The following is a 26,416-nucleotide window of genomic DNA, read 5'->3' on the forward strand; positions in this document are numbered from 1 at the left end:
ACCACCGTGCGACCGCAAGGCGCGTCGTGGGCCGGGCCAGGTTCAGCGCTTGACGGCCTTCTTCAACGCCCGCGCGCGCCGCACCACTCGGCGCGCGGTGGAGTTGTGCGGCAGGAAGGCGAGCCGTTCCGGGATGCCGCCCGGCAGGCCCAGCGAGGTGAGCCGGCGGCGCCTGAAGTACCGCTTGGTGCGCGTTGCGAGGTTCTTCGACAGATAGCGTTCCGCGTCCCGGCGCAGCGACGGGTAGATCTGCGGCTGCATGGCGAATCCGACCGCCTTGACCAGGCCGTCCAGGGTCTGCGCGGGGATCGTTTCCTCGCTCTTGCGGCCCTCCAGGTCCGGGATCAGCGCGTCCGCCAGCACCGCCGGGACCCGGTTGCTGTTCTGGTACGGCGTCAGCCGCTCCAGGAGGGGCTCGGTGCCGATGCGGGCGACCGGGAGGTCGTAGAACGCCGACGCCGTGAACAGCGCGGTGGAGAAGCAGCCCACGACCAGTGAGGGCGGCGACTTCTCGAACAGCACCTCGGCGAGGACGGGCATGTCGAGCACGGTCAGCTCGACGCCCAGCTTCTCGGCCTCCGCCTCCAGGGCGCGGCTGTAGCGGGCCGGTGCGGTGGGGTGCGGCTTGAACACGATCGCGCGGTGACCGCGCTCGACGGCCCCGCGCATCATCCGTACGTGCAGGTTCTCCTCGTCCTCGGGGGAGAGGATGTCCAGCGCGGACAGGTACTGGCCGAGCAGCAGCGCCGCGTTGTCCGGCAGTGCGGGCAACTCCGGTACGGCGGCGGTCAGTTCGCCCATGACCTTGCGGAAGGCCTCGGTCGGCAGGAGCTGCGCGGGGACGTCGAACTCGGTGAGCAGCAGCGGCTTCAGACCCGGCACCAGGTCGAGGTGGAGCAGTCGGCGCACCCGGGTGCCGACCAGCGGGTCGAGCTTGTTGCGGGTGGGGCCGTAGCTCATCAGGCCGTCGGCGTAGACGTGGATGGGGGCGTCCGTGAACAGCTGGGCCACGGACAGCGCCGGGGCGACCTGGATGGACTCCAGGACCAGCTCCACCCGGTCCTCGCCCAGCTCCCACAGCATGCGCAGATAGCGCTCGAAGAGCGGGACGTCGTCCGGGCGCGGCGTCCAGGCACCGGGATGGAAGGGGCGGATCGCCTCGTTGAAGGACAGTATGCCGTCGAAGTGGTGGCGCAGCGGCTCGAATCCCGGCATCTCGTCGACCGGCAGCGTCACTTCCGGCGTCGTGGAGTTGTTGAACACCAGCAGCAGCCGCCGGGCCTCCTCCTCCCCGTCCCGCTCCGGGAAGCAGCCCGAGTCCAGCGCGGCGGCCAGGGTGGCGGCGCCGTACAGCGTCGAGACGCAGAAGATACGAGTGGTACGGGGCATCAGGCGGCCGCCTTCGCAGTGGTGACCCGGCGGCGCAGCCGCCGCAGCTTGGTGGAGCGGTGGAAGTCCATGGTCTCCAGGACGTCACCGAGCATGTCCTGCGGCATCCGCTTGATCGCCGCCGCGCTCATCGCCCGCAGCTGCCGGTGCACCGACGGCTCCCACTTCTCCTCGTCGGAGAGATGGTGGGCGATGATCGCGCAGTAGGTGCGCACGGCCTTCGGCAGCAACTGGTCGGCGTCCGGGTCCTGCGCCGTCTCCTCTATCACCTGGTCGAAGGCGCGGATGAAGTCGAGCTGGCGGGCGTCGCCGATCTGGGTCAGCGAGGAGGCGACCCCACGGCGGTAGAACACACCGAGCAGACTCACCACGGCGAACGACTCCGCCTCGCGGTGCAGCTTCCAGATCCACGGCCGGTCCTCGGCCGTGCGCAGCCCGTCGGTGAAGTGCAGCAGGCCCTTGTCGAGCAGCCGGCGGTGATAGGCGCCGGCCCAGGCGAAGGCGTAGTCCACGGAGGTCGAGCGGTCGGCGGGCAGGATCGCCGCACGCGGGTCGAACACCTCCCAGCGCCGCCCGATCGGCACCCTTTGCACCGTGCGCGCGCGGGCGGTCGCCTGCACATGGTCGGTGCGTACGAAGTCGCAGCCCAGCCCCTCGATGGCCGCCACCAGTTCGGCGAAGTAGCCGGGGGCCAGCCAGTCGTCGCCGTCCAGGAAGGTGAGGTACTCGCCCTGCGCCGCGTCCAGGCCGGTGTTGCGCGCGGTGGCGAGTCCCCCGTTCTTCTCATGGCGGATATAACGCACCTGCGCGACATCGGAAAGCTCGTCGGCCGCGCGTTCGAGAATCGCCGGAGTCTCGTCCTTCGAATGGTCGTCGACCAGTACGAACTCGAAATCCTTGCGGGCGTTCAGTCGAAGGCTTCTGAGGGTGTCCGGGGCGTATTGCTGCACGTTGTAGAACGGCACGATCACGGAAAGCTTTGGCACAGCTGAGAGCCTATGAGGCGGCCCAGCTGGGTACTTTTCCGATGTCCGTACAGAGGGTGAACTCCATGTGTCGGATCGGTGCATCCCCTGTGCTTCCGACGATTCCGCGGGCCAGTTCGGCTCTCGGCGGGCTGCTGTTAACTTTTTGGACAAGTGCGGTTGGGCCGCTCCTAGGAATTGCTTCCTAGCGTCGTGGACGTGCCACCAAGTTCAACGAAGCCCACGCGAATCGCCGTGCTCGCGGACTCCGACACCCGCTGGAAATGGGGTGCGTTGACCGCTGCTCGGATCGCTCCGGGCACGTCCATGGAAGCCGCACCCCACGAGGACGCGCAAGTCGGTCTCGAGCTGAGCGGATTCCTGCTGCGTGGCCGTGCCACGCCGACCGCGCGCCAGCTGGCCGAGGTGGGCGTGCGAGCCGACTCCCTGCAGGAGGTCACCGCAGTCGAGTTCCTGCGCGCCATGGGCGAGCAGGAGTACGACGTCGTCGTGCTCGCGCTCGTCGGCGGCGGCGTGCAGGCGATGCTGCACGGCCTCAAGCGCGTGTGGGAGGGCCGGAGCTCGCGACCCGTGGTGGTCACCGGCTATGTCGGCGTCGTCTACGAGAAGCTCGCCGACGGCCTGCTGCTGCGGCACGGCGCCGACCTCGTCCTCGCCAACTCCCGCCAGGACGCCGAGCGTTTCCGCGCGGTGTACGAGGGGGTGGGCGCCGACGCCTCGTCGGTGACCGAGGTGGCACTGCCCTTCCTCGGCGGAGCGCCCTACGAAGGCGAACACGACCCGTACACCGTGGTGTTCGCCGTCCAGCCGTCCGTCCCGGACAACCGCAAGGACCGGGTGTACCTGCTCGACCGGCTGATCCGGCACGCGCGGCTGCACCCCGACCGCGAGGTGCTGCTCAAGCTGCGCTCCCGGCCCGGCGAACACACCACCCATATCGAGGAGTTGCCCTACCAGAAGCTGGTCCAGCGGCTCGATCCGCCCGCCAACTTCCGCCTGGTGTACGGGAACATGGGCGAGGTCCTCGACCGCACCGACCTGCTGGTCACCATCAGCTCGACGGCCGCGCTGGAGTCCCTGCACCGGCGCATCCCGACGGTGATCCTGTCCGACCTGGGCGTGCGCGAGGTGCTGGGCAACCACCACTTCGTCGGCTCCGGCTGCCTCGCCTCCTGGGACCAGCTGGACGCCGGGCACCGTCCGGTGCCGGACGAGGAGTGGGTGGCCCGCCAGGGTGTCGTGGCGGACGGCTCGTACGCGACCGCCTTCGACGCGGCGCGTGAGCGCATCGCCAAACTCCTCGGCCGGCCGGGCGGGTTGGCGCCGCTGACCCCCTACTACACGCCCGCGACGGCGCCCGGCTATCTGCCCGGCATCCTCGCTCGCCACCACCTGGGTCCGGACGGCAGTCCGCTGCCGGGGGCTCCCGCCGCGGACAAGGAGCCGGGGCCTGTCCGGCAGATCGTGCGGCGGGCCGCTCGGGGTGCGTACCGGCACGGGGTGCAGCGGGTGGCGCCCGTTATTCGGCGGATGGGGGAGTTGTGAGCGCCAGCCGTGGTGCCTCCTCGGACGGTCTGGCGGCTGCGGCGCCGTCTCGGCCGGTCGCGCCCCGCGGCGGAGCCGCTGATCAACACAGCCCCGCGCCCCTGGGGGGCGGCTTCGCCGGCCCCCGCTCCACCTCAGCGAACCCCGCACAAGGAGTGCAACCCATGTCCGACTCGCCGGTCCGTGCCGGGGCCTCTGTGCGCCGTGTGCTCGCCGTCATTCCCGCGCGCGGTGGCTCCAAGGGCGTGCCCGCGAAGAACCTCGCCCCCGTCGGCGGGGTGCCGCTGGTGGCGCGGGCGGTGCGCGAGTGCCGCGCGACCCGTCTCGTGACCGATGTCGTGGTCTCCACCGACGACCAGGCCATCGCCGCCGCCGCCCGTGAGGCCGGCGCGGAGGTCGTGCTGCGCCCGGCCGCCATCGCCGGCGACACCGCGACCTCCGAGGCCGCCGTCCTGCATGCCATGGACGCCCACGAGGCGCTGCACGGCGCGGCCGTCGACGTGGTGGTCTTCGTGCAGTGCACCAGCCCGTTCATCATCCGCGAGGACATCGACGGGGTGGCCTCCGCGGTCGTCGAGAACGGAGCCGACTCCGCCGTGACCGTCGCCCCCTTCCACGGGTTCATCTGGCGCGACGCCGAGGACGAGGTCGCGGCCGGCACCGTCTCCGAGGCCGACGCGGCCATCGGCGGCGGCTACGGCGTCAACCACGACAAGTCCTTCCGCCCGCGCCGCCAGGACCGCCCCCAGGACCTCCTGGAGACCGGCGCCGCCTACGCGATGGACGCCCCCGGCTTCCGCAAGCACCAGCACCGCTTCTTCGGCCGTACGGAACTCGTCCGTACCGACCCCGCGCGCGTGCTGGAGATCGACGACCCGCACGACCTCGCCCGCGCCCGCGCGCTGGCCCCCCTCTTCGACGCGGACCTCCCCCACTCTCGGCTTCGCTCGAGCGGGGGGACCGCCATCGGTTCGCTGCCGACCGCCGACGACATCGACGCGGTCGTACTGGACTTCGACGGCACCCAGACCGACGACCGGGTGCTGATCGACGCCGATGGAAAGGAGTTCGTCTCCGTGCACCGCGGGGACGGGCTCGGCATCGCGGCCCTCCGCAAGAGCGGTCGCCTGAAGATGCTGATCCTCTCCACGGAGCAGAACCCGGTCGTCGCCGCGCGCGCACGGAAGCTGCAGATTCCCGTGCTGCACGGCATCGGCCGGAAGGACCTCGCACTGAAGCAGTGGTGCGAGGAGCAGGGCATCGCGCCCGAGCGCGTGCTCTACGTCGGCAACGACGTCAACGACCTCCCGTGCTTCGCCCTCGTGGGCTGGCCCGTGGCGGTCGCGAGCGCCCACGACGTGGTACGCGGCGCCGCCCGTGCGGTCACCACCGTCCCCGGTGGCGACGGCGCGATCCGAGAGATCGCCAGCTGGATCCTCGGCCCCTCTCTCGACTCCCTCGACAGGTAAGGACAGTTCACGCTCATGAGCACCAACACCCGCATCCGCACGTTCGGTTCGCGTGAGGCCGGCCCGGGTCGCCCCGTCTACATCTGCGGCGAGATCGGCATCAACCACAACGGCGAGCTGGAGAACGCGTTCAAGCTCATCGACGTGGCCGCCGAGGCCGGCTGTGACGCCGTGAAGTTCCAGAAGCGCACGCCCGAGATCTGCACCCCGCGCGACCAGTGGGACATCGAGCGCGACACCCCCTGGGGCCGGATGACGTACATCGACTACCGCCACCGTGTGGAGTTCGGCGAGGACGAGTACCGCCAGATCGACGAGCACTGCAAGGAGAAGGGGATCGACTGGTTCGCCTCCCCGTGGGACACCGAGGCCGTCGCCTTCCTGGAGAAGTTCGACGTCCCCGCCCACAAGGTGGCCTCCGCCTCCCTCACCGACGACGAGCTGCTGCGCGCCCTGCGCGCCACCGGCCGTACGATCATCCTGTCCTCCGGCATGTCGACCCCGAAGCAGATCCGTCACGCGGTCGAGGTCCTCGGCAGCGACAACATCCTGCTGTGCCACGCCACGTCGACGTACCCGGCGAAGGCCGAGGAGCTCAACCTGCGCGTGATCAACACCCTGCAGGACGAGTACCCGAACGTCCCGATCGGCTACTCCGGCCACGAGACGGGCCTGCAGACGACGCTGGCCGCCGTCGCCCTCGGCGCCACCTTCGTCGAGCGCCACATCACCCTCGACCGCGCGATGTGGGGCTCCGACCAGGCCGCCTCCGTCGAGCCGCAGGGCCTGCAGCGCCTCGTCCGCGACATCCGCACCATCGAGGCCTCCCTCGGTGACGGTGTCAAGAAGGTCTACGACTCCGAGCTCGGCCCGATGAAGAAGCTGCGCCGCGTCGCGGGCGTCGTCGCCGAGGCGGAGATCGCGGCGGCGGCCGGCGAGCCGGTTTCCGTCTGAGTCCGAACGCACCGAGTCCGAACGCACCGGGCCGGGACGCGACCACCGCAGTCGCTCCCGGCCCGGGCGCTCGGACCCCGCATCCTCCGCGCGCCTCATGAGCGCCTTACGACGGGACGGTCGTACGTCGATGAGCCCCCGCGCCGGGAACACCGGCCCCCACACCCTCGCGTTCGTCGAGAGCCCGGTACAGCTCCTGAACGTGCTGGAGTGGGCGCACGCGCACGCGCCCGACGTGGCGCTCACCCTCGTCGTGCTGTCCCCGACCGACCCCATGACCCGGGGCCAGCTGCGCCGGATGGCCGAACTGGCCCGCGAGGAGGGGCACGAGGTCCGCTGGGAGGAGGCCCGGGGCGGCCCCGCGGCCCCGTTCCAGACGATCGGCGGTCTCACGGCCAGGCTCCGGCGCGCCGACCGGATCGTCCTGGGCGACCCCTTCTCCCGCTACGTGCAGCTTCTGCTGACCATCACCCGGGCCCGTGACCTGGTCGTCGTCGACGACGGCACGGCGACGATGGAGTTCGTCGCGCAGCTCGCCCGGGGTGAGCGGCTGGTGCGCTGGCATCGCAAGGGCGGGCGGCCGGGTGCGCGCGACCTGATCTTCGCGCCGGTGTCCTCCAAGGCCCGGCGTCGGCTGACCCCGAGCGACAAGCGCCGTGTGACGGTGTTCTCCTCGATGCCGATGGACGAGACACCGCCGGGTGTCACCCTCCTCGCCAACGACTTCTCCTGGACCCGTTTCCGTTTCGGGCCGCCGCGGATCACCAAGGGCGCCGACATGGTGGGCACCTCGCTGGTGGAGACCGGTGTGGTCGACCACGACCGCTACCTGGAGGCGGTGCGCACGCTGTCCAAGGCCCACGGCGCGACGCGCTACTTCGCCCACCGCCGCGAGAGCACCGCGAAACTCCACCAGCTGGCGCTGGAGACGGGTCTGGAGATCGTCCGCCCCGACCTCCCCCTGGAGCTGATCGCCCGCCGAGGCCCGGTGGGCCGCACGATCCTCAGCTTCCCCTCCACGGTCGTCCACACCCTCCCCCTGGCCCTGGTCGGCACGGAGGTCCGCGTAGCGGTCTGCGACATCGACCCCACCTGGCTGACGGAAAAGGCCTCCCCCCGAGCCCAGGGCTTCCTCTCAGGCGTCACAGGAACGGCCCGAGACGTAACCCGCCTACAGACACTGACCACAACGGCCTGAACGCCGAGCGGGGCCTGACACCGGCCGGGGGCCCGAACCTCGGGCCGGAGCCGGAGCCGGAGCCGGAGCCGGAGCCGGGGACGCCGGGCCGAGGACGCCGGGCCGGGCATACCCTCCCGGGCAGTCGGGAGGCACGGCCTGACGGCGCCGAGCTGCGCCGCGGGCCGCAGACGGGTGGTGTGCCGGGTTGTGGTGGGGTCGGATGCTGCCTCGTTGGCAGTCGGGAGAAGTGGTCGACGGCGTCGGCCTGTGCCCCTGGCCGCAGGCGGGCGCCGTGCTGGGCCGTGGTGGCCATGGATGCTGGTCCGCCGGCCGTCGGAAGGCGTGGCCGGACGCGTCGACCTGCGCCCCCGGCCACGGGCGGGTGGTGTGCCGGGGCCCGGTGGGTTGGATGCCGTTCTGCGGGGAGTCGGGGGCCATGGCCTGACGGCGTCGAGTTTCACCCCCTGGGCCGCAGGCGAGTGGTGTGCTGGGCCGTGGTGGGGGTGGATGCTGCTCCGCGGGTAGTCGGGAGGCGTGGCCGGACGGCGCCGAGCTGCGCCCTTGGGCCGCAGGTCGGGTGGTGTGCTGGGCCGTGGTGGGGTCGGATGCTGCTCCGCGGGCAGTCGGAGGCGTGACCTGAAGGCGTCGATCTGTGCCCCGGGCCGCAGGCGAGTGGTGCGCCAGGCCGCGGTGGGCCGGGACACCGTTCTGGGGGCAGGCGGGAGGCATGGCCGAGCTGCGCCGCGGGCCGCTGGCGGGTGGTGTGCCGGGTTGTGGTGGGGGTGGATGCTGCTCGGCGGGAGTCGGGAGGCGTGGCCTGACGGCGTCGAGTTGAGCCCCCGCGCCGCAGGCGGGTGGTGTGCCGGGTTGTGGTGGGGACGGTGCCGCTCCGCCGAGCGCCCCGCGGGGAGTCGGCGGCTGGACACTGCTGCCCCGTCCGCCCCACGGCCGTGGGCACCCGTCCTTGGCCGTGTATCCCGTCCTGCGGGCCTCAAAGGCCCCGGTCGGTCCAACCCGCCGCTCCTGTCCCCGTCGGGCCGGAGACAGCCCCTCCCGGGCATCACCGCACCTGTCAGGGCGGGCGTCGTCGGCTGTCTGCCCCGCCCGTGCCCCGCTCCTGCGCCGGTGGGATGTCGCCCCAGCCCGCCCGACCCCGGTCAGGTGTCCTTGTGGGCCAGTACGTAGGCGCGCGGGCGGGTTTCGTCGGGGGTCGGTTCGCGGAGGGTCTGGGCGTCCAGGCGGAGGCCAGCCTTGGTCAGTTGATCGGTGACCGTTTGCGGGGTGCGCCAGTAGTAGTCCAGGGAGATTTGCTGGTCGAAGCGCTCCGTGAGGTGGAGGCGGGAGTCCTCCTCGCCGGTCTGGAAGCCGAGCAGGACATGGCCGCCGGGGACCAGGACGCGGTGGAACTCGTTGAAGACGGTGGGAAGTTGGTCGTCCGGGACGTGGATGACCGAGTACAGGGCGAGCACCCCGCCCAGCGTCTCGTCCGGCAGGTCCAGCGCGGTCATCGAACCGACGTGGAACCGCAGCCCGGGATGGGCCTGACGGGCGAGAGCCACCATCCGGGGTGAGAGGTCCACGCCGAACACCGGCACTCCGAGGCCGTCCAGCCGGGCCGTGACATGCCCGGGCCCGCTGCCGACGTCGGCCACCGGCGCCGTACCCGAGGAACGGACCAGTTCCGCGAAGGCGGTGACCAGCGCGAGATCGAGGGGTCTCTCCCCGAGCCAGTCGGAGAGCTGCTCGGCGTACGGACGGGCGATCGCGTCGTACGACGTCCTGGTGGCATACAGGAAATCCGGGCTACCCGGTATCTCGGAGCTCACGGGCCCGCACCTTACAAGGACTCCGCGTCCGACAGGTGAACAGAACCGACTTGAGTCGACGGGGCGTGGTATGCGTAGAGAAACGAGAGGTTTACCCATCCCGAACCGCACCCATGCGTCGAGTGACCAGATTTTCTTCCCTTCACGGGTTGAAGTTTTGTTGATCGAGGGTCGCCCGGCCGTCCCGGCGTCATAGCCTTTAGAGGGTGAAGCAACTGATGTCACTGGAGTCCGAAGCCGTCGCTCCCGGGGATGCAGAACTCCCCGGCACGCTGCCCGAGTCGCTGCGTGCCGAGCTCGTGGCCTTCCGCCGCGATCTGCACATGCACCCCGAGCTGGGCAACCAGGAGTTCCGTACCACCGCCGCGATCAAGGCCCGCCTGGAGAAGGCGGGCCTGAAGCCGCGGGTGCTCACGCTGGGGACCGGGCTCATCTGTGACATCGGGGACTGGGACGGCGGCCGCCCCATGCTGGCCCTGCGTGCCGACATCGACGCCCTGCCCATCCCGGACATGAAGACCGAGTGCTCCTACCGCTCGACCGTTCCCGACCGCGCGCACGCCTGCGGTCACGACGTGCACACCACCGTCGTGCTCGGCGCCGGCCTCGTGCTCGCCGAGATGCACCGGCAGGGCAGGCTGCCCCGCCCGGTCCGGCTGCTGTTCCAGCCCGCCGAGGAGGTGCTGCCCGGCGGCGCCGCGGACGCGATCGAGTGCGGGGCGCTGGAGGGTGTCGGCCGGATCATCGCCGTGCACTGCGACCCCCGGGTGGACGCCGGCCGCATCGGACTGCGCGAGGGCGCCATCACCTCCGCCTGCGACCGCCTCGAGGTCGCGCTCGACGGCCCCGGCGGCCACACCGCCCGCCCGCACCTGACCACGGACCTCGTCACCGCCGCCGCCCGCGTCGTCACCGACGTGCCCGCCCTGGTCGGCCGCCGGGTCGACACCCGCGCCGGTCTCGCGATCACCTGGGGCCGCATCGAGTCCGGTCACGCCCCGAACGTGATCCCGCAGCACGCCGAGCTCTCCGGGACCGTGCGCTGCCTCGACCTCGGCGCCTGGCGGCAGGCCCCGGACCTGGTGGTCGCCGCCATCGACGAGGTCGCCAACCTGCACGGCGCCAAGTCGGAGATCAACTACGTCCGCGGTGTCCCGCCCGTCGTCAACGACCCGGACGTCACCGAGCTGCTGCGCGAGGCCATGACCGCCCGTCGCGGCGCCCTCTCGGTCGAGGGCACCGAGCAGAGCCTGGGCGGCGAGGACTTCTCCTGGTACCTGGAGCAGGTCCCCGGCGCCATGGCCCGGCTCGGGGTGCGCGCCCCCGGCGAGCGGACCGTGCGGGATCTGCACCAGGGCGACTTCGACGCCGACGAGTCGGCCATCACCGTCGGTGTGGAGCTGTTCACGGCGGCGGCCCTGCTGGACGCGGCGGAGTGACCCGCACGTGACCCGACGGCCCCTTCGGGGGCCGTTGCGCTGTCCGGCGCAACATGGTTGTAAGCCAATCGTGCACTCTTCGAAATCACGGCGTGTGAGGGCCGAAGACGCGGAGTTCAGACGCCGTTTGCCTCGAATCGATAACGGCTTCGGAAGAGGTCTTTTTCTGACATCTACGCGCGTTACGATGCCGCGAAGCCGACGCCGCAGGGGCGTCCGGGCCCGAGCACTGGCATGGTGCTCACATGAAGCGCCGACAAGGCGCTCAGGTCAGGTGAAGGAGCCTTCCCGTGCGCCGGGTAGCCAAGCTTTCCGCTGCGTGTATCGCCACCGCAGCTCTCGCACTGACTGCCACAGCCTGTGGCAGCACCTCGTCCGACAGCAACAGCAGCTCGTCCTCCGCCTCCTCCTCGGGTGGCGGCGGCAAGGGCATCAAGATCGGCCTCGCCTACGACGTCGGCGGCCGCGGTGACCGCTCCTTCAACGACTCCGCCGCGCGCGGTGCCGACAAGGCCGAGAAGGAGTTCGGCGGCTCCATCAAGGAGCTGACGGCGAAGACCTCCGACACCGAGGCCGACCGCGAGCAGCGCCTGACCGACCTGGCCAGCGCCGGCTACAACCCGATCGTGGCTGTCGGCTTCTCGTACGCCACCTCGGTCGACAAGGTCGCCAAGCAGTTCCCGAAGGTCAGCTTCGGTCTCATCGACTCGGTCGCGACCTCCCCGAACGTCGACAGCATCACCTTCACCGAGGAGCAGGGCTCGTACCTGGCCGGTGTGGCGGCGGCGCTGAAGACCAAGAAGGACCACGTCGGCTTCATCGGAGGCGTCGACACCCCGCTGATCAAGAAGTTCGCCGCGGGTTACGTCCAGGGCGTCAAGGACACCAACTCCAAGGTCAAGGTCGACGTCCAGTACCTGACCCACGGCTCGGACCTGTCCGGCTTCTCCAGCCCCGACAAGGGCAAGGAGGCCGCGTCCGGCATGCTCGACAACGGCGCCGACGTGATCTACGCCGCCGCCGGCTCCTCCGGCAACGGCTCGATCGAGGCCGTCCACGGAGTCAAGGGCGCCTGGGCCATCGGCGTGGACTCGGACCAGTACAACATCCCGGGTCTGGCCGCCTACAAGACCTCGATCCTCACCTCGATGGTCAAGAACGTGGACGTCGGTGTGTACGACTTCATCAAGTCCGTGCACGACGGCAAGCCGCTGACGGGCAACCAGATCTACTCCCTCGCCAAGGGCGGTGTCGGCCTGGCCACCAGCGGTGGCTACATCGACGACATCAAGGCCCAGCTGGACGCCGCGAAGAAGAAGATCGTCGACGGCACCGTCAAGGTCAAGACCAGCTGACCTGACGGTTCCCGCCGGAACCCGGGCTCGGCGAGGGGGCCTCGACAGACCCCCTCGCCGAGCCATAACAATGTGTCAACTCTACGCGTGTAGCATGGAGTTGCCGCGCTAGCGTCGCCGACGCCTGCCCTCCCCTACGCAGCCCCTTTTCCCCGAGGAGAGTGCGCCATCAACGCGTCCAGCCCTCCCGCTGCCGTCGAACTGCGCGGCATCACCAAGCGTTTCCCCGGTGTCGTGGCCAACAAGGACATCGACATCACCGTCCGCACGGGAACCGTCCACGCCCTGTGCGGTGAGAACGGCGCCGGCAAGTCCACCCTGATGAAGATCCTCTACGGCATGCAGCAGGCCGACGAGGGCACCATCACCGTGAACGGCGAGACCGTCGTCTTCCACAACCCCGCCGACGCCATCGCCCGCGGCATCGGCATGGTGCACCAGCACTTCATGCTCGCCGACAACCTCACCGTCCTGGAGAACGTCGTCCTCGGCGCGGAGAAGCTGTACGGCATCGGCGCCAAGGCCCGCGCCAAGATCAAGGAGCTCTCCGACGCGTACGGGCTCAACGTGCGCCCGGACGTCCTGCTGGAGGAGCTCGGCGTCGCCGACCGCCAGCGCGTGGAGATCCTCAAGGTCCTCTACCGCGGCGCCAAGACCCTCATCCTCGACGAGCCCACCGCCGTCCTCGTCCCGCAGGAGGTCGACGCCCTCTTCGACAACCTGCGCGAGCTCAAGGCCGAGGGCCTCACCGTCATCTTCATCTCCCACAAGCTCGGCGAAGTCCTGTCCGTGGCCGACGAGATCACCGTCATCCGCCGCGGTACCACCGTCGGCACGGTGAAGCCGGCCGGCACCACGACCAAACAGCTCGCCGAGCTGATGGTCGGCAGCGAACTGCCCACGCCGGAGACCGAGGAGTCCACGGTCACCGACGTCCCGCTGCTGAAGGTGGACGGCCTGCGCCTGGCCCAGACCGACCTCGACGGCGTCGAGCGGATCATCCTCGACGACATCTCCTTCACCATCCACAAGGGCGAGGTCCTCGGCATCGCCGGCGTCGAGGGCAACGGCCAGTCGGAGCTGGTCGAGGCCATCATGGGCATCCGTGCCCTGAACTCCGGCACGATCGCCCTCGACGGCACCGACATCTCCCACGTCCCCACCCGCCACCGCCGCGAGGCCGGCGTCGGCTACATCCCTGAGGACCGCCACCGCCACGGGCTGCTCCTCGAGGCCCCGCTGTGGGAGAACCGCATCCTCGGCCACGTCACCGAGAGGCCCAACTCCCGCGGCCAGCTGCTCGACATCAGGGGCGCCCGCGGCGACACCGAGCGCATCATCGAGGCGTACGACGTCCGCACCCCCGGCATCGACGTCACCGCCGCCTCCCTCTCCGGCGGCAACCAGCAGAAGCTGATCGTCGGCCGCGAGATGAGCCACGAGCCCAAGCTGCTCATCGCCGCCCACCCCACCCGGGGTGTGGACGTCGGCGCGCAGGCGGCGATCTGGGACCACATCCGCGACGCCCGCCGCGAGGGCCTGGCGGTGCTGCTGATCTCCGCCGACCTGGACGAGCTCATCGGCCTGTCCGACACCCTGCGGGTGATGTACCGCGGCCGACTGGTCGCCGACGCCGATCCCGCCACCATCACCCCCGAGGAGCTGGGCTCCGCCATGACGGGTGCGGCCACCGGCCACCTGGAGCACGCAGAGGACGACGCCCGATGAACAAGCTGACCCAACGCATCGACAAGGAGCGGCTGCTCCTCGCCATCGCGGCCCCGCTGCTCGCGATCGTCGCCGCGCTCGTCGTCACCACCCTGGTGATCCTCGCCACCGGCAAGAACCCGTTCGACGCCTTCAGCGACATGGTGACCTACGGCACCGCCAGCGACAGCCAGGTCTACATCCTCAACAAGGCGACGACGTACTACCTGGCCGGTGTCGCGGTGGCCATCGGCTTCCGCATGAACCTGTTCAACATCGGCGTCGACGGCCAGTACCGCATCGCCGCGTTCTTCGCGGCCGTCCTCGGCGGCGCGCTGACCACGCCCGGCTGGATCTCCATCCCGCTGATCATCCTGTGCGCGATGGGCACCGGCGCCGTGTGGGCGGGCATCGCGGGCGTGCTGAAGGTGACCCGGGGCGTCAGCGAGGTCATCTCGACGATCATGCTCAACGCGATCGCCACCGCGATCATCGCCTACCTGCTGCAGCCCGGGAAACTCGCCGAGCTCCAGGCCGGCGGCACGGTCGTCTCCACCAAGCCGCTGCCCTCGTCCTCGTACTTCTTCCAGATCAACACCGGCCCGGCGGGCGAGCTGTGGGGCTTCATCTTCATCGCCGTGGCTGTCGGCGTCGCGTACTGGTTCGTGCTCGGCCGCACCCGGTTCGGCTTCGACCTGCGCACCGTCGGTCAGTCCGAGAGCGCCGCCGCCGCGAGCGGTGTGTCCGTGAAGAAGATGATCGCGACCAGCATGCTCATCTCCGGCGCGATCGCCGGCCTCATCGGCATGCCGACCCTGCTCAACGACAGCCACCAGTTCAGCAACGACTTCCCGACCGGCATCGGCTTCACCGGCATCGCCATCGCCCTGCTCGGCCGCAACAACCCGGTCGGCATCGCGCTGGGCGCCCTGCTGTGGGGCTTCCTGGAGCGCACCACCAACCACCTGGAGTTCCAGGGCTACGACAAGGAGATCCTCGGCGTCATCCAGGGCGTGATCGTCCTGTGCGTCGTGATCGCCTACGAAGTCGTACGACGTTACGGCCTCAAGCGCCAGCAGCAGCGGGTCGGCGCGGAGCTCGCCGCCCAGGCCGCCGCCCCGACCGAGAAGCAGGAGGTGGCGTGATGACTGCCACGACGACCGACACGCCGCCGCCCGCGGCCCCCAAGACGGACACCGAACGCACCCGCTCGGGCCGTCCGCTCGGCCAGATCCTCATGATCGTCGCCGGTGCGCTGCTGCTCGTGGCCGCCGTCCGCGTCATCACCGGCGCCAACCAGCTCACCTCCGACGGACAGGTAAGCGCCGCGCTGAGCCTCGCCGTCCCGATCGGACTCGCCGGTCTCGCGGGCCTGTGGTCCGAGCGCTCCGGCGTGGTCAACATCGGCCTCGAGGGCATGATGATCCTCGGCACCTTCGGCGCCGGCTGGATCGGCTGGCAGTCCAGCCCCTGGCTCGGCCTGCTGTGCGGTGTCGGCTTCGGCGTCCTCGGCGGACTGCTGCACGCCGTCGCCACCGTCACCTTCGGCGTGGACCACATCGTCTCCGGTGTCGCGATCAACCTGCTCGCGCTGGGCACCACCCAGTACCTGGCCAAGCTGTTCTTCACCAACGGCAAGGCGGCCGACGCGGGTGGCAACCCCAAGCAGTCCCCGCCGGTGGACTCGCTGCCCAACTTCGACATCCCGGGGCTGTCCGACGCCCTGCAGTCCCTCGAGAAGCACCACTGGTTCCTGATCTCCGACATCGCCGGCATCCTCGGCGGTCTGGTGACCAACCTGTCCGTGATCACGATCCTCGCCTTCGCGCTGTTCATCGCCAGCTGGTGGCTGCTGTGGCGCACGCCGTTCGGTCTGCGGCTGCGCTCCTGCGGCGAGAACCCGATCGCGGCGGAGTCCCTCGGCGTCAACGTCTACAAGTACAAGTACGCGGCCGTCGCCGTCTCCGGCGGCCTGGCCGGCCTCGGCGGCGCCTTCCTCGCGCTGGTCACCTCGCACATCTACCTCGAGAACCAGACCGGCGGCCGCGGCTACATCGGTCTCGCCGCCATGATCTTCGGTAACTGGCGGCCCGGCGGACTGGCCATGGGCGCGGGCCTGTTCGGCTACTCCGACGCGCTGCAGCTGCGCAACGGCGGCCAGACCGTGCACGCGCTGCTGCTCCTGCTGGTCGTGCTGCTCGTGGCGATGGCGGGCTGGAAGATGTACAAGAAGGCCCACTGGCAGGGCGGCATCAGCCTCTTCGTGGGCGCGCTCGTCCTGCTCTGGTACCTGGTCACCGACGAGGTCCCGAGCGACTTCGTCGGCGCCACGCCGTACGTCGTCACCCTCCTCGTGCTGTCGCTGTCCGCGCAGCGCCTGAGGATGCCGAAGGCCGACGGCATGCGCTACCGCAAGGGCCAGGGCAAGTGAGCCGGCCGGCCGCCGTCGACTGGGAGGCGCTGCGCGAGCTGGCCCGCGAGGCCATGACGCACGCCTACGCCCCCTACTCCGACTACCCGGTCGGCGTCGCCGCCCTGGTCGACGACGGCCGCACGGTCTCCGGCTGCAACGTCGAGAACGCCAGCTACGGCCTCGGCCTGTGCGCCGAGTGCGGGCTGGTCTCGGAGCTGCAGCGCACCGGTGGCGGCCGGCTGACGCACTTCACGTGCGTCGACGGCCGGGGCGAGATCCTGGTCCCGTGCGGCCGCTGCCGTCAGCTGCTGTACGAGTTCGGGGGCCCCGAGCTGCTCCTGGAGACCCCGGCGGGCATCCTCCCGCTCTCCGAGATGCTGCCCCAGGCCTTCGGCCCGGACCATCTCACCAAGTAACTCCCGTACGGCCCCTCCGAGGTGTGCAAGCGACCGGCTCGGAGGGGTCGTACGACTTCTGGAACCTTCGGAAGGAAAGCAAGCCATGGCCATGGACGCCATCTCCGTCATCCGCACCAAGCGGGACCGCGGCGAACTCAGCGACGAGCAGATCGACTGGGTCATCGACGCGTACACCCGCGGGGAGGTCGCCGACGAGCAGATGTCCGCGCTCGCCATGGCGATCCTCATCAACGGCATGAACCGCCGCGAGATCGCCCGCTGGACGGCCGCGATGATCGCCTCCGGCGAGCGCATGGACTTCTCGTCCCTGTCCCGCCCGACGGCCGACAAACACTCCACGGGCGGCGTCGGCGACAAGATCACCCTGCCGCTGGCCCCCCTGGTCGCCGCGTGCGGCGCCGCCGTCCCGCAGCTCTCCGGCCGCGGCCTCGGCCACACCGGCGGCACCCTGGACAAGCTGGAGTCCATCCCGGGCTGGCGCGCGCTGCTGTCCAACGAGGAAATGCTGTCGGTGCTGGACGGCACCGGCGCGGTGATCTGCGCGGCGGGCGACGGGCTGGCCCCCGCCGACAAGAAGCTCTACGCCCTGCGGGACGTCACCGGCACGGTCGAGGCGATCCCGCTGATCGCCTCCTCCATCATGTCCAAGAAGATCGCGGAGGGCACGGGCTCCCTGGTGCTCGACGTGAAGGTGGGCACGGGCGCCTTCATGAAGACGCTGGACGACGCCCGCGAACTGGCCTCCACGATGGTGGGCCTCGGCACCGACCACGGAGTGAAGACGGTCGCCCTCCTCACCGACATGTCCACCCCGCTCGGCCTGACCGCGGGCAACGCGCTGGAGGTCCGCGAGTCGGTGGAGGTCCTGGCGGGCGGCGGCCCGGCCGACGTGGTGGAACTGACCCTCGCCCTGGCCCGCGAGATGCTGGACGCGGCCGGGGTGAAGGACGCCGACCCGGCGAAGGCCCTGGCCGACGGCTCGGCGATGGACGTCTGGCGCCGCATGATCGCGGCCCAGGGCGGCGACCCGGACGCGGAGCTGCCGGTGGCCCGTGAGCAGCACGTCATCAAGGCGCCGTCCTCGGGTGTCCTGACCCGCCTCGACGCCTACGGCATCGGCGTCGCCGCCTGGCGCCTCGGCGCGGGCCGCGCCCGCAAGGAGGACCCGGTGCAGGCGGGCGCGGGCGTCGAACTCCACGCCAAGCCCGGCGACCCGGTGACCGAGGGCCAGCCCCTCCTCACCCTCCACACGGACACCCCCGAACGCTTCGAGTACGCGCTCCAGGCGGTGGAGGGTTCGTATGACATCGGGGCGGCGGGCACGGATTTCACGGCGTCGCCGGTGGTGCTGGAACGTATCGCCTGACCAGGGGAGTTTCCCTTTCGAGTGAACGGGATTGGTGGACCCCCACCGGTCCCGTTCGGCATGCTGGGATCGGTGACGCAACCGAAGGAGACCGTCATGAGCGCGCTCACCGTGGGCCACGACCCCAAGCAGAGCTGGGACGGCCTCGTCCGGTTCTGGGAGGAGATGGACTGGCCCGAGGGCAGCAAGGTGGAGATCATCGAGGGGATCATCACCGTGTCACCTGCTCCCGCATCCCGTCACAACGTGATCGCGGCCCGGATCCAGCGTCGCCTGTACTCCGTGATCCCTGAGGACTGGGAGATCTTCCAGACACAGGCCATCGCCGTCCCCTCGCGGCTGGGCATGTTCATCCCGGACATCCTGGTGGCCCCGGTCCAGGAGTGCACCGAGGCGGACACCTATCTGCCGGGCGCCGTGGCCGAACTCGTCGTGGAGGTCACCTCCAGGAAGAACGCCCGCCACGACCGTGTGAGCAAGCCGGCCGCCTACGCGTCCGCGGGCATCCCGCTCTACCTCCTGGTCGACCGCTGGGCACCCGAGGGCCCCACCGCGACGCTCTACGGAGAGCCGCACGGAGACGTCTACCGCCCGCTCGCCGTCGCCAAGTCCGGTGAACTGCTCACTCTTCGCGCGCCCTTCGATCTCGTCATCGACACCAGCGAGTTCCCCGAGACCTGAGTCATCCCAATAAGGCGGCGACAACCACCAGCACCGGCACCGACAGCACCGTCGACAGCAGGATCGAGTCCCGCGCCAAGCCCTCGGCCACGCGGTAGCGGCTCGCGTACGTGTACAGGTTCTGGGCGGCCGGGAGTGCCGACGTCACCACCACGTCGAGGAGTTGGTGGCCTCGCAGCCCGAAGACGCCGGTCGCCAGCGCCCAGGCCGCCGCCGGTTGCCCCACCGCCTTCAGCGCCACGGACAGCAGGACCGGCCCCCTCTCCGCACCCCGTCCCGGCATCGTGCTGCCGCACAGGGAGATGCCGAAGGCCAGCAGGACCGCCGGGACCGACATGTTGCCGATCAGGGTGATCGGGTCCATGACGGGGGCCGGGACCTTCACGCCGAGCGCCGACACCGCGACGCCCGCCAGCGAGCCCACCGCGATGGGGTTGCGCAGGGGCGTCAGCAGGCGCAGCCACAGCGGGCCCTTCTCGCCCTTGCCGGACAGGTCGAGGATCGTCAGGGCGACCGGGGTGACCCCGATGAGCTGGAAGAGCAGGACCGGCGCGACCAACGAGGCGTCACCGAGGACGTACACCGCGATCGGGATGCCGAGGTTGCCCGAGTTGACGTAACTGGAGCACAGCGCGCCGATGGTGGTGCGGCCCACGCCCCAGTCCCGTGCGGCACCCACCGCGACGAAGACGCCCGCCGCCGCGGCCGTGCTCATCGCCGTCACCAGCAGCCGGCTGGAGAAGACCACCGACAGGTCGGCCCGGGCGAGCGTGGTGAAGAGCAGGGCGGGGGAGGCCACATGGAAGGCGAGCTTGGTCAGCACCTCCCGGCCGTGTTCGCCGAGATGACCCTGCCTGCCGATGACGTACCCCACCCCGATGACGACCGCGATCACCGCGAATCCCGTCAACACGCCCTGCACGGGGCCTCCTCGCCGGGCACGAGGACGTCGGGTATCCGGGGCGGTGCTGGTCGGTGGCGCATACAGGCAACCCTCCGGGCGGGAGGGCGGACGGTCAATGTGATTCCGACCGGCGTGATGCCCGCCGACGCCTCGTGGGCACGCCTCGTGGGCGGTGCGCTCCGATGAGTTCCGCCCGCCCTTCCGGTCTACCGATCGTGGACGCCATGACACCCGCCGTACTCGTGCTGCCCGGCCCCGTCACCCGTGACGAGGTGGCGGGGCTGTGTGGCGACGTGCGGGCGCTGCTGGAGGCCGGCGGGGCGGGAGTGGTCGTGGTCGACGCCGCCGGCATCGGGCCGCCGGGCCTGGCCGCCGTGGACCTGCTGGCCCGGCTCCAGCTGACCGCCCGGCGAGCCGGCGGACGGATCCGGCTGCGGGACCCGGCGCCCTCCCTACGCGCCCTGCTCGACCTGGTCGGGCTCCGCCTCGAGGTGGAGAGGCAGCCCGAACAGCGGGAACCACCGCTTGGTGTCGAGGAAGAAGTGGAACCCGGTGAGCCGGCCGTCTGAGATCTCCAGCACCTGCACCGCCCAGGGCGCGTAACCGCCCGCCTCCGGGTCCGGCTTGTACTGGGCGAACCCGGGCAGGCCGTTGACCCGGACCGGCACCAGTCGTGAGCCCTGGCAGGCGGAGCCGAGGGTGGTCATGAAGCCCGTGATGTCGTCGTGGCCGGTCAGCCACAGGTCGAACGGCGGCATCGTCATGACGGCGTCCTCGTGCAGCAGGGCCGTCAGAGCGGTCATGTCGTAACCCTCGAAGGCCGCCACATACCGCTCCAGGAGTTTCTGCTGCTCCTCGTCCAGCGGGTCGGAGACGGCCGCCGAGGCCGCCCTGTCGCCCTGCTCCCGCTCGGCGAGGGTGGCCCGGGCCCGCTGCAGGGCGCTGTTGACCGAGGCGACCGAGGTGTCGAGCAGCTCCGCGACCTCGCTCGCCTTCCAGGCCAGCACCTCGCGCAGGATCAGCACGGCGCGCTGCTTGGCGGGCAGCTGCTGCAGCGCCGCCATGAAGGCCAGCCGCACGGACTCCTTGGCGACGGCCGCCTCCGCGGGGTCGTCGGTCGTGGGCAGCACGCGGTTGTCCGGCATCGGCTCGAGCCAGGTGTTGTCCGGGCGGGGGGAGAGGGCGGCCTGGGCGAGCGGGGTCGACTCGCTGAGGTCCATCGGGCGGGCGCGCTTGTTGCCTGCGGTCAGCATGTCGAGACAGACGTTGGTCGCGATGCGGTAGAGCCAGGAACGCAGACTGGAGCGGCCCTCGAACTTCTCGTAGCTCCGCCAGGCGCGGACCATGGTGTCCTGCACCGCGTCCTCGGCCTCGAAGGAGGAGCCGAGCATGCGGTAGCAGTACCCGGTCAGCTCGACGCGGTGTTTCTCCAGCTTGAGGTCCAGGTCTGCCGTCGCGGTCGCCGCCGTACTCTCGCTCATCGTCCACCCACCCCTGTGGCCGTTCTGTGTCGCGCCTTTGCGCCCAGCACTTCGGAAGCTACCGCAGGGCACTGACAATGGCGTGTCGAGCGGGGAAAGGCGCAGGTCACAGGGGGTGGGCGGAAAGGGGCTACGCCGTGACCGGCTGGCGCGCGGCAACCCTCGCGGCCCGCGTGCCGAACACCGTGATCGTCACGACCCCCAGGACCGCCAGCAGCCCGACGCCGACCGTCCCGGCCCAGCCCCCGGCGTGGAAGGCCGTCGCCCCCACCGTGCTGCCGGCGCTGGAGCCGACGTAGTACGCTGACTGGTACAGCGCCGACGCCTGAGCGCGGCCGGTCGTGGCCGTCTTGCTCACGGCCGAGGAGGCGACCGCGTGGCCCGCGAAGAAGCCCGCCGTGATCAGCACCAGGCCCAGCAGGACCAGCGGCAGCGAGGGCGCCAGGGACACCAGCAGCCCGGTGGCGGTCGTACCGCCCGCCAGGTACAGGGCCCCGCGGCGGCCCAGCCGGCCCACCAGCCGTCCGGCCGTCGACGCCGAGACCGTACCGACCAGGTACACCAGGAAGATCGACCCGATGATGCCCTGGGGGAGCGAGAAGGGGGCCTCGGTCAGGCGGTAGCCGATGACGGTGTAGACCCCGCCGAACACCGTCATGAACAGCGCGCCGATCGCGTACAGCCGGCGCAGCAGCGGGTCGGAGAGGTGGTCACGGACCGTCCGGGCCAGGACACGCGGCCGCAGCGATCCGGCGACGAAGTGGCTCGGCGCCGGCAGCAGCATCCGGAAGGCGGCCGCGCAGACGACGGCGATCACCCCGATGACGCCCACCGCGACCCGCCAGCCCCACTCCTGCGCGACCCAGCCGGTGACGACCCGGCCGCTCATCCCGCCGACGCTGTTGCCCGCCACGAACAGCCCGATCGCCGTGACCAGGGCCTTCGGCCGGACCTCCTCGGCGAGGTAGGCGGTCGCGGACGCCGGAAGCCCGGCCAGCGCGGCGCCCTGCAGGCCCCGCAGCACCACCAGCACGCCCAGCGACGGAGCGAACGGCACCAGCAGGCCCACGGTCACCGCCACCGCGAGGGAGGCCGTCATCACCGTACGGCGCCCGAATCGCTCCGACAGCGCGCTCATCGGCAGCACGAACAGCGCAAGCCCGCCCGTCGCCGCCGCCACCGTCCAGCTCGCCTCGCTCGCCGCCACCCCGAACTCACCGGAGATCAGCGGCAGCAGGGCCTGCGTGGAGTACAGCAGCGCGAAGGTCGCGACCCCGGCGAGGAACAGCGCGAAACTCATCCGGCGATAGCCGGGCCCACCCGGGGCCATACGGGAGTCGACGACAGGGACGGACATGGTGGCGCCCACGGCGGTGGACGCCTCGGTACTGGCGGGAGACATGCCTCGAAGCTACGTACACCCCCGCTCATCCGTCCAATGCACGGAATCGCCATAATCGTTCCCATGGTGCATCAACCGAGTTCACAGGCCCGCCTGTCACCGACCGGTGACACACAAGACACGACGGACATGGCGATGCTGCTCGCCCCGCGCCTCGCCCACTTCGCCGGCGTCGCCCGCACCGAGCACGTCACCCGCGCCGCCCAGGAACTCCAGGTCCCCCAGTCGACGCTCTCCCGCGCGATGGTCCGCCTCGAACAGGACCTCGGCGTCGACCTGTTCGCCCGCCACGGCCGCACCCTCTCCCTCACCCCGGCCGGGCGCGCCTTCCTCACCTCCGTCGAGCGCGCCCTCGCCGAGATCGAACGCGCCGCCGACGAGGTCCGCGCCGACGCCGACCCCGCCACCGGCAAGGTCGCCTTCGGGTTCCTGCACACCATGGGCGCGGAAACCGTCCCCGCGCTCATCCAGGCCTTCCGCGTCGACTATCCCCGCGTCCGCTTCAGCCTCGTCCAGACCTACGGCGAGGCCATGCTGGAGAAACTCCGCGCCGGCGAGCTGGACCTCTGTCTGACCTCGCCCGTCCCGGACGCCCCCGACCTCGTGGCCCGCCGCCTCGACGAACAGAAACTCCGTCTGGTCGTCCCCGCCGACCACCGCCTCGCCGCCCGCAGACGCGTCCGCCTCGCGGAGGCGGCCGACGAGACCTTCGTGACCCTGGAACCGGGGTACGGCCTGCGCCGCATCACGGACGACCTGTGCAAGCAGGCCGGCTTCAAGCCCCGGATCGCCTTCGAGGGAGAGGAGGCGGAGACCCTCAGGGGCCTGGTCGCGGCGGGCCTGGGCGTCGCCCTGCTGCCTCCACCGGCCTTCCCCCGTCCCGGCGTCGTGGAGCTGACCGTCACGTCCCCGAGGGCGGCCCGCGAGATCGGCGTGGCCTGGCTCGACGGCCACCCGGACACACCCCCGGTGGCGGCCTTCAAGAAGTTCCTGCTGTCCAGGAGGGGCGGCCTCCTCCCCGCCTAGGGCCCCAGCTCACCGGCGCGACGGTCGGCTCACCGGCGCAATGATCAGCTCACCGGCGCAACGATTTTCCGAACCCGACGGCCAGCGGCATCCGCAGCCCCAACGGCGGCGGAGCCGCCAGCGCGTCCTGGACGGGCCGCGACACCACGCCGCCGAACAGCGCGCCCATCACGAAGTCCTCGGCGAGCGCCTGCACTTCCGCCCGGTACTGGTGCAACCCGTGTCCGTCGGAGTGCACTTCGAACCGGCACACGTCCCGGTTCGCCTTCTTCGCCCGGGCCGCCAGCCGGAAGGACAGCTCGGGGTCGCACACGTCGTCGTTGGTGCCGTGCACGATCAGCACCCGCCGCCCGACGAGCTGTTTCACCGGTTCGGGCGAGGCCGCCATGTCGTCCTCGGGGAGCCAAGGCGCGATCGCCACCACGGAGTTGACGGCCTCGTGGCCGCCCGCCCTGAGCGCGGCCCGGCCGCCCATGTCCAGGCCGACGAGGCAGACGGGGACATCGCCGTAGCGCCGTAGCACCTCGTCCGCGGCCCAGGAGGCGTCCTCGGCCAGATGCGCCGCGCTGCCGTTCCACCCTCGGTACCGGTAGTGGACGACATGCGCGGCGAGGCCCTGCTCCCGGCCCGCGCGGGCCAGCCGGCGGCCCAGCGCCCGTACGGAGGCCGTGGCGAGCATGGGGGACGGTCTGCGGTCGGACTCCTCGTCGCCGCCGGGGAGCAGCAGCACCACTCCGCTCACCGCCGTCGGCTCCGGGCCGAGCGCCCTCCCCAGCCGGGCCCGTCGAACCGGCGTCGCTTGGTGTGCCATGACAGAACAGTGTCAGAAGGACGGGTGTACGCGACCCGTCCTTGCGGTCACCGTTACGTATCGACGCAGCTGTACACCGCGCGGTCTACGCGCGTAGGAGGTACAGTGCGGAAATGACGAGCCAGACCATCTCGAACACCCCGACGCCGGACCAGATCCGCCGGGCGCCGAAGGTTCTGCTGCACGACCACCTCGACGGCGGTCTCCGCCCGGGGACGATCGTCGAACTCGCCCGCGACACGGGCTACTCGCGTCTCCCGGAGACCGACCCCGGCCGGCTCGGCGTCTGGTTTCGCGAGGCCGCCGACTCCGGGTCCCTGGAGCGGTACCTGGAGACCTTCTCCCACACCGTCGGTGTGATGCAGACCCGAGACGCCCTGATCCGGGTGGCCCGCGAGTGCGCCGAGGACCTCGCCGAGGACGGAGTCGTCTACGCGGAGGTGCGCTACGCGCCCGAACAGCACCTCGAAGGCGGGCTCAGCCTCGAAGAGGTCGTCGAGGCCGTCAACGAGGGCTTCCGGGAAGGGGAGCGGATCGCCCGGGCGAACGGCCGGCGTATCCGCGTCGGCGCCCTGCTCACCGCCATGCGGCACGCCGCCCGCGCCCTGGAGATCGCCGAACTCGCCAACCGCTACCGGGATCTCGGTGTCGTCGGCTTCGACATCGCGGGCGCGGAGGCCGGTTACCCGCCCACCCGGCACCTCGACGCCTTCGAGTACCTCAAGCGCGAGAACAACCACTTCACCATCCACGCCGGTGAGGCCTTCGGGCTGCCGTCCATCTGGCAGGCCCTGCAGTGGTGCGGCGCCGACCGGCTCGGGCACGGGGTACGCATCATCGACGACATCCAGGTGCACGCCGACGGCACGGTGAAGCTCGGCCGGCTCGCGTCCTACGTACGGGACAAGCGCATCCCGCTCGAGATGTGCCCCAGCTCCAACCTCCAGACCGGCGCCGCCGCCTCCTACGCCGAGCACCCGATCGGGCTGCTGAGGCGTCTGCACTTCCGGGCGACCGTGAACACGGACAACAGGCTGATGTCCAACACCAGCATGAGCCGGGAATTCGAGCATCTTGTCGAGGCATTCGGTTACACGCTCGACGACATGCAGTGGTTCTCCGTCAATGCGATGAAATCAGCGTTCATTCCTTTCGATGAACGACTGGCGATGATCAATGACGTCGTCAAGCCCGGATATGCCGAGCTCAAGTCCGAATGGCTGTTCCAGCAAACGGCTTCCACCAGCGGTTCTGCGGACTTCGAGGGCTGATCGGGGGACAGCGGGTTGCAGGGAATGCGGGCGGGTGTTCACAACCTGTCCGCATTTCGATGTTTGCGGCGGGTGGGTCGGCATGCTTACGGTCATGGACCGCTCGCATTCCCCGTCATCCCATTTCGAGGACGCATTTCATGAAGCAGTCTGCTGCCAAGACCCTCGGTGTCGCCGCTCTCGGTGCCGCCATCGCCGCCGTCGGTGCCGGCGCCGCGAACGCCGCCCCCGCGCTCCCGGGCACCTCCGGGGCGCTGGACACCGTCACCAAGACGCTCCCGGCGGAGAACGTCTCCAAGGCGCTGCCGGGTGCCGGTGAGGCGGTGAGCCAGGCGCAGCCCGCGCTCGCCACGGGTCTGGCCGCCGCGCAGCCGGCCGTGCAGCGGGTGCTGGCGGACCGGCCGACCGCGCCCGTCGCCGGACTGCTCGGCGGGCTTCCCGTGGGCAAGACCGGCCTGCCCACGCACGGCCTCCCGGTGAACGGCATCCCGCTCGGCTGAACCGGCCCCCGAACACGCCGACGGGGCGCACCTCCTGGACACGGGGTGCGCGCCGTCGGCGTACGTGGTCCGGGACTACCAGGCGGTGCGGGCCGCCTTCCCCTCCGAGGGCAGCAGGATCCACAGCGCTATGTAGAGCAGGAACTGCGGGCCCGGCAGCAGACACGACAGCAGGAAGATCACCCGCATCGTGGTCGCGGAGGTGCCGAAGCGACGGGCCAGACCGGCGCACACTCCGCCGATCATGCGGCCGTTGGTGGGGCGGACGAGGGCGGACATGTGCGGCTCCTTC

Annotated in this window: 24 protein-coding genes; 16 read left to right on the top strand and 8 right to left on the bottom strand. The window is 70.8% G+C overall.

Features of this window, described 5'->3' with window-relative positions:
- Positions 1 to 42: 42 nt before the first annotated feature.
- Together ABZ453_RS45615 and ABZ453_RS45620 are read right to left on the bottom strand one after the other, a co-directional pair.
- Positions 43 to 1,389 (bottom strand): alpha-2,8-polysialyltransferase family protein, encoded by a 1,347-nt coding sequence (locus ABZ453_RS45615; protein ID WP_359025146.1) that lies wholly within the window; start codon positions 1,387 to 1,389, stop codon positions 43 to 45.
- Positions 1,389 to 2,375, bottom strand: a complete 987-nt coding sequence (locus ABZ453_RS45620; protein WP_133043111.1) for a glycosyltransferase family 2 protein — start codon at positions 2,373 to 2,375, stop codon at positions 1,389 to 1,391. The genes ABZ453_RS45615 and ABZ453_RS45620 overlap by 1 nt, the downstream gene beginning before the upstream one ends.
- Positions 2,376 to 2,573: 198 nt before the next feature.
- Between ABZ453_RS45620 and ABZ453_RS45625 the strand changes: the two genes are divergently transcribed.
- The 4 genes from ABZ453_RS45625 to ABZ453_RS45640 all read left to right on the top strand — a co-directional run bounded on the left by ABZ453_RS45625 (position 2,574) and on the right by ABZ453_RS45640 (position 7,541).
- A complete protein-coding gene (locus ABZ453_RS45625) occupies positions 2,574 to 3,920 on the top strand; it encodes a DUF6716 putative glycosyltransferase (RefSeq protein WP_359025148.1) in 1,347 nt (448 codons plus the stop codon).
- A gap of 164 nt (positions 3,921 to 4,084) precedes the next feature.
- A complete protein-coding gene (locus ABZ453_RS45630) occupies positions 4,085 to 5,389 on the top strand; it encodes an acylneuraminate cytidylyltransferase (protein WP_359025150.1) in 1,305 nt (434 codons plus the stop codon).
- Positions 5,390 to 5,404: 15 nt separating this feature from the next.
- Positions 5,405 to 6,343: an N-acetylneuraminate synthase family protein gene (locus ABZ453_RS45635; protein ID WP_359025152.1), complete on the top strand. Its 939-nt coding sequence runs from the start codon at positions 5,405 to 5,407 to the stop codon at positions 6,341 to 6,343.
- Positions 6,344 to 6,473: 130 nt separating this feature from the next.
- A complete protein-coding gene (locus ABZ453_RS45640) occupies positions 6,474 to 7,541 on the top strand; it encodes a hypothetical protein (protein WP_359025206.1) in 1,068 nt (355 codons plus the stop codon).
- A 1,139-nt stretch (positions 7,542 to 8,680) separates the two neighbouring features.
- Here ABZ453_RS45640 and ABZ453_RS45645 read toward each other — a convergent pair.
- The gene (locus ABZ453_RS45645; RefSeq protein ID WP_359025154.1) at positions 8,681 to 9,349 is read right to left on the bottom strand and encodes a methyltransferase domain-containing protein; all 669 of its coding nucleotides are present in this window, start codon (positions 9,347 to 9,349) and stop codon (positions 8,681 to 8,683) included.
- A gap of 218 nt (positions 9,350 to 9,567) precedes the next feature.
- Here ABZ453_RS45645 and ABZ453_RS45650 point away from each other — a divergent pair, with 218 nt between their 5' ends.
- The 8 genes from ABZ453_RS45650 (at position 9,568) to ABZ453_RS45685 (ending at position 18,729) form a co-directional block, all read left to right on the top strand.
- On the top strand, positions 9,568 to 10,788 hold the full coding sequence (locus tag ABZ453_RS45650; protein WP_359025208.1) for a M20 family metallopeptidase: 1,221 nt from the start codon (positions 9,568 to 9,570) through the stop codon (positions 10,786 to 10,788).
- Positions 10,789 to 11,078: 290 nt separating this feature from the next.
- Positions 11,079 to 12,143, top strand: a complete 1,065-nt coding sequence (locus ABZ453_RS45655) for a BMP family ABC transporter substrate-binding protein (RefSeq protein ID WP_356762484.1) — start codon at positions 11,079 to 11,081, stop codon at positions 12,141 to 12,143.
- 201 nt (positions 12,144 to 12,344) lie between these two features.
- Positions 12,345 to 13,871: an ABC transporter ATP-binding protein gene (locus tag ABZ453_RS45660; protein WP_359025210.1), complete on the top strand. Its 1,527-nt coding sequence runs from the start codon at positions 12,345 to 12,347 to the stop codon at positions 13,869 to 13,871.
- Positions 13,868 to 14,995 carry an ABC transporter permease gene (locus ABZ453_RS45665; protein ID WP_359025157.1) on the top strand — a complete coding sequence of 376 codons (1,128 nt, stop codon included), beginning with the start codon at positions 13,868 to 13,870 and terminating at the stop codon, positions 14,993 to 14,995. Before ABZ453_RS45660 ends, ABZ453_RS45665 begins: the two co-directional genes overlap by 4 nt.
- Positions 14,995 to 16,281: an ABC transporter permease gene (locus ABZ453_RS45670; protein ID WP_359025159.1), complete on the top strand. Its 1,287-nt coding sequence runs from the start codon at positions 14,995 to 14,997 to the stop codon at positions 16,279 to 16,281. The genes ABZ453_RS45665 and ABZ453_RS45670 overlap by 1 nt, the downstream gene beginning before the upstream one ends.
- Positions 16,278 to 16,679, top strand: coding sequence for a cytidine deaminase (locus ABZ453_RS45675; protein WP_133049961.1), 402 nt, complete (start codon positions 16,278 to 16,280; stop codon positions 16,677 to 16,679). The genes ABZ453_RS45670 and ABZ453_RS45675 overlap by 4 nt, the downstream gene beginning before the upstream one ends.
- A gap of 85 nt (positions 16,680 to 16,764) precedes the next feature.
- Positions 16,765 to 18,048: a thymidine phosphorylase gene (locus ABZ453_RS45680; protein WP_359025161.1), complete on the top strand. Its 1,284-nt coding sequence runs from the start codon at positions 16,765 to 16,767 to the stop codon at positions 18,046 to 18,048.
- A gap of 96 nt (positions 18,049 to 18,144) precedes the next feature.
- Entirely contained in the window at positions 18,145 to 18,729 is a 585-nt protein-coding gene (locus tag ABZ453_RS45685; RefSeq protein WP_359025163.1) for a Uma2 family endonuclease, read from the top strand.
- Between the two features lies 1 nt (position 18,730).
- Here ABZ453_RS45685 and ABZ453_RS45690 read toward each other — a convergent pair whose 3' ends face one another.
- Positions 18,731 to 19,651: an AEC family transporter gene (locus tag ABZ453_RS45690; RefSeq protein WP_359025165.1), complete on the bottom strand. Its 921-nt coding sequence runs from the start codon at positions 19,649 to 19,651 to the stop codon at positions 18,731 to 18,733.
- A gap of 164 nt (positions 19,652 to 19,815) precedes the next feature.
- Between ABZ453_RS45690 and ABZ453_RS45695 the strand changes: the two genes are divergently transcribed.
- Positions 19,816 to 20,202, top strand: coding sequence for an STAS domain-containing protein (locus tag ABZ453_RS45695; protein WP_359025167.1), 387 nt, complete (start codon positions 19,816 to 19,818; stop codon positions 20,200 to 20,202).
- Here ABZ453_RS45695 and ABZ453_RS45700 read toward each other — a convergent pair.
- A complete protein-coding gene (locus tag ABZ453_RS45700) occupies positions 20,086 to 21,114 on the bottom strand; it encodes a sigma-70 family RNA polymerase sigma factor (RefSeq protein WP_359025169.1) in 1,029 nt (342 codons plus the stop codon). The two genes, ABZ453_RS45695 and ABZ453_RS45700, sit on opposite strands and share 117 nt — an antisense overlap.
- Before the next feature lie 130 nt (positions 21,115 to 21,244).
- Complete coding sequence (locus ABZ453_RS45705) at positions 21,245 to 22,516, bottom strand: MFS transporter (protein ID WP_359025171.1); 1,272 nt, start codon at positions 22,514 to 22,516, stop codon at positions 21,245 to 21,247.
- A gap of 63 nt (positions 22,517 to 22,579) precedes the next feature.
- Between ABZ453_RS45705 and ABZ453_RS45710 the strand changes: the two genes are divergently transcribed.
- Positions 22,580 to 23,542 (top strand): LysR family transcriptional regulator, encoded by a 963-nt coding sequence (locus ABZ453_RS45710; protein WP_359025173.1) that lies wholly within the window; start codon positions 22,580 to 22,582, stop codon positions 23,540 to 23,542.
- A gap of 49 nt (positions 23,543 to 23,591) precedes the next feature.
- Here ABZ453_RS45710 and ABZ453_RS45715 read toward each other — a convergent pair whose 3' ends face one another.
- On the bottom strand, positions 23,592 to 24,353 hold the full coding sequence (locus tag ABZ453_RS45715; protein WP_359025175.1) for an alpha/beta hydrolase: 762 nt from the start codon (positions 24,351 to 24,353) through the stop codon (positions 23,592 to 23,594).
- A 113-nt stretch (positions 24,354 to 24,466) separates the two neighbouring features.
- Here ABZ453_RS45715 and ABZ453_RS45720 point away from each other — a divergent pair, with 113 nt between their 5' ends.
- Both ABZ453_RS45720 and ABZ453_RS45725 read left to right on the top strand, forming a co-directional pair.
- Positions 24,467 to 25,624 carry an adenosine deaminase gene (locus tag ABZ453_RS45720; RefSeq protein WP_359025177.1) on the top strand — a complete coding sequence of 386 codons (1,158 nt, stop codon included), beginning with the start codon at positions 24,467 to 24,469 and terminating at the stop codon, positions 25,622 to 25,624.
- A 140-nt stretch (positions 25,625 to 25,764) separates the two neighbouring features.
- On the top strand, positions 25,765 to 26,124 hold the full coding sequence (locus ABZ453_RS45725; protein ID WP_359025179.1) for an ATP-binding protein: 360 nt from the start codon (positions 25,765 to 25,767) through the stop codon (positions 26,122 to 26,124).
- Positions 26,125 to 26,199: 75 nt separating this feature from the next.
- On the opposite strand, the gene ABZ453_RS45730 is transcribed toward ABZ453_RS45725, so the two are convergent.
- Positions 26,200 to 26,403, bottom strand: a complete 204-nt coding sequence (locus tag ABZ453_RS45730; RefSeq protein ID WP_133049972.1) for a PspC domain-containing protein — start codon at positions 26,401 to 26,403, stop codon at positions 26,200 to 26,202.
- Positions 26,404 to 26,416 lie beyond the last annotated feature (13 nt).

Source organism: Streptomyces sp. NPDC005799 (genome assembly GCF_040630525.1).
In the GTDB taxonomy this organism is placed as follows: Bacteria; Actinomycetota; Actinomycetes; order Streptomycetales; family Streptomycetaceae; genus Streptomyces; species Streptomyces griseorubiginosus_B.

What these genes read in the sequence shown, in the direction of transcription:
- ABZ453_RS45615 (WP_359025146.1), bottom strand. Translation starts at nt 1,389, where the DNA reads ATGCCCCGTACCACTCGTATCTTCTGCGTCTCGACGCTGTACGGCGCC.
- ABZ453_RS45630 (WP_359025150.1), top strand. Translation starts at nt 4,085, where the DNA reads ATGTCCGACTCGCCGGTCCGTGCCGGGGCCTCTGTGCGCCGTGTGCTC.
- ABZ453_RS45635 (WP_359025152.1), top strand. Translation starts at nt 5,405, where the DNA reads ATGAGCACCAACACCCGCATCCGCACGTTCGGTTCGCGTGAGGCCGGC.
- ABZ453_RS45640 (WP_359025206.1), top strand. Translation starts at nt 6,474, where the DNA reads ATGAGCCCCCGCGCCGGGAACACCGGCCCCCACACCCTCGCGTTCGTC.
- ABZ453_RS45650 (WP_359025208.1), top strand. Translation starts at nt 9,568, where the DNA reads ATGTCACTGGAGTCCGAAGCCGTCGCTCCCGGGGATGCAGAACTCCCC.
- ABZ453_RS45665 (WP_359025157.1), top strand. Translation starts at nt 13,868, where the DNA reads ATGAACAAGCTGACCCAACGCATCGACAAGGAGCGGCTGCTCCTCGCC.
- ABZ453_RS45670 (WP_359025159.1), top strand. Translation starts at nt 14,995, where the DNA reads ATGACTGCCACGACGACCGACACGCCGCCGCCCGCGGCCCCCAAGACG.
- ABZ453_RS45680 (WP_359025161.1), top strand. Translation starts at nt 16,765, where the DNA reads ATGGCCATGGACGCCATCTCCGTCATCCGCACCAAGCGGGACCGCGGC.
- ABZ453_RS45685 (WP_359025163.1), top strand. Translation starts at nt 18,145, where the DNA reads ATGAGCGCGCTCACCGTGGGCCACGACCCCAAGCAGAGCTGGGACGGC.
- ABZ453_RS45695 (WP_359025167.1), top strand. Translation starts at nt 19,816, where the DNA reads ATGAGTTCCGCCCGCCCTTCCGGTCTACCGATCGTGGACGCCATGACA.
- ABZ453_RS45700 (WP_359025169.1), bottom strand. Translation starts at nt 21,114, where the DNA reads ATGAGCGAGAGTACGGCGGCGACCGCGACGGCAGACCTGGACCTCAAG.
- ABZ453_RS45705 (WP_359025171.1), bottom strand. Translation starts at nt 22,516, where the DNA reads ATGTCTCCCGCCAGTACCGAGGCGTCCACCGCCGTGGGCGCCACCATG.
- ABZ453_RS45710 (WP_359025173.1), top strand. Translation starts at nt 22,580, where the DNA reads ATGGTGCATCAACCGAGTTCACAGGCCCGCCTGTCACCGACCGGTGAC.
- ABZ453_RS45715 (WP_359025175.1), bottom strand. Translation starts at nt 24,353, where the DNA reads ATGGCACACCAAGCGACGCCGGTTCGACGGGCCCGGCTGGGGAGGGCG.
- ABZ453_RS45720 (WP_359025177.1), top strand. Translation starts at nt 24,467, where the DNA reads ATGACGAGCCAGACCATCTCGAACACCCCGACGCCGGACCAGATCCGC.
- ABZ453_RS45725 (WP_359025179.1), top strand. Translation starts at nt 25,765, where the DNA reads ATGAAGCAGTCTGCTGCCAAGACCCTCGGTGTCGCCGCTCTCGGTGCC.
- ABZ453_RS45730 (WP_133049972.1), bottom strand. Translation starts at nt 26,403, where the DNA reads ATGTCCGCCCTCGTCCGCCCCACCAACGGCCGCATGATCGGCGGAGTG.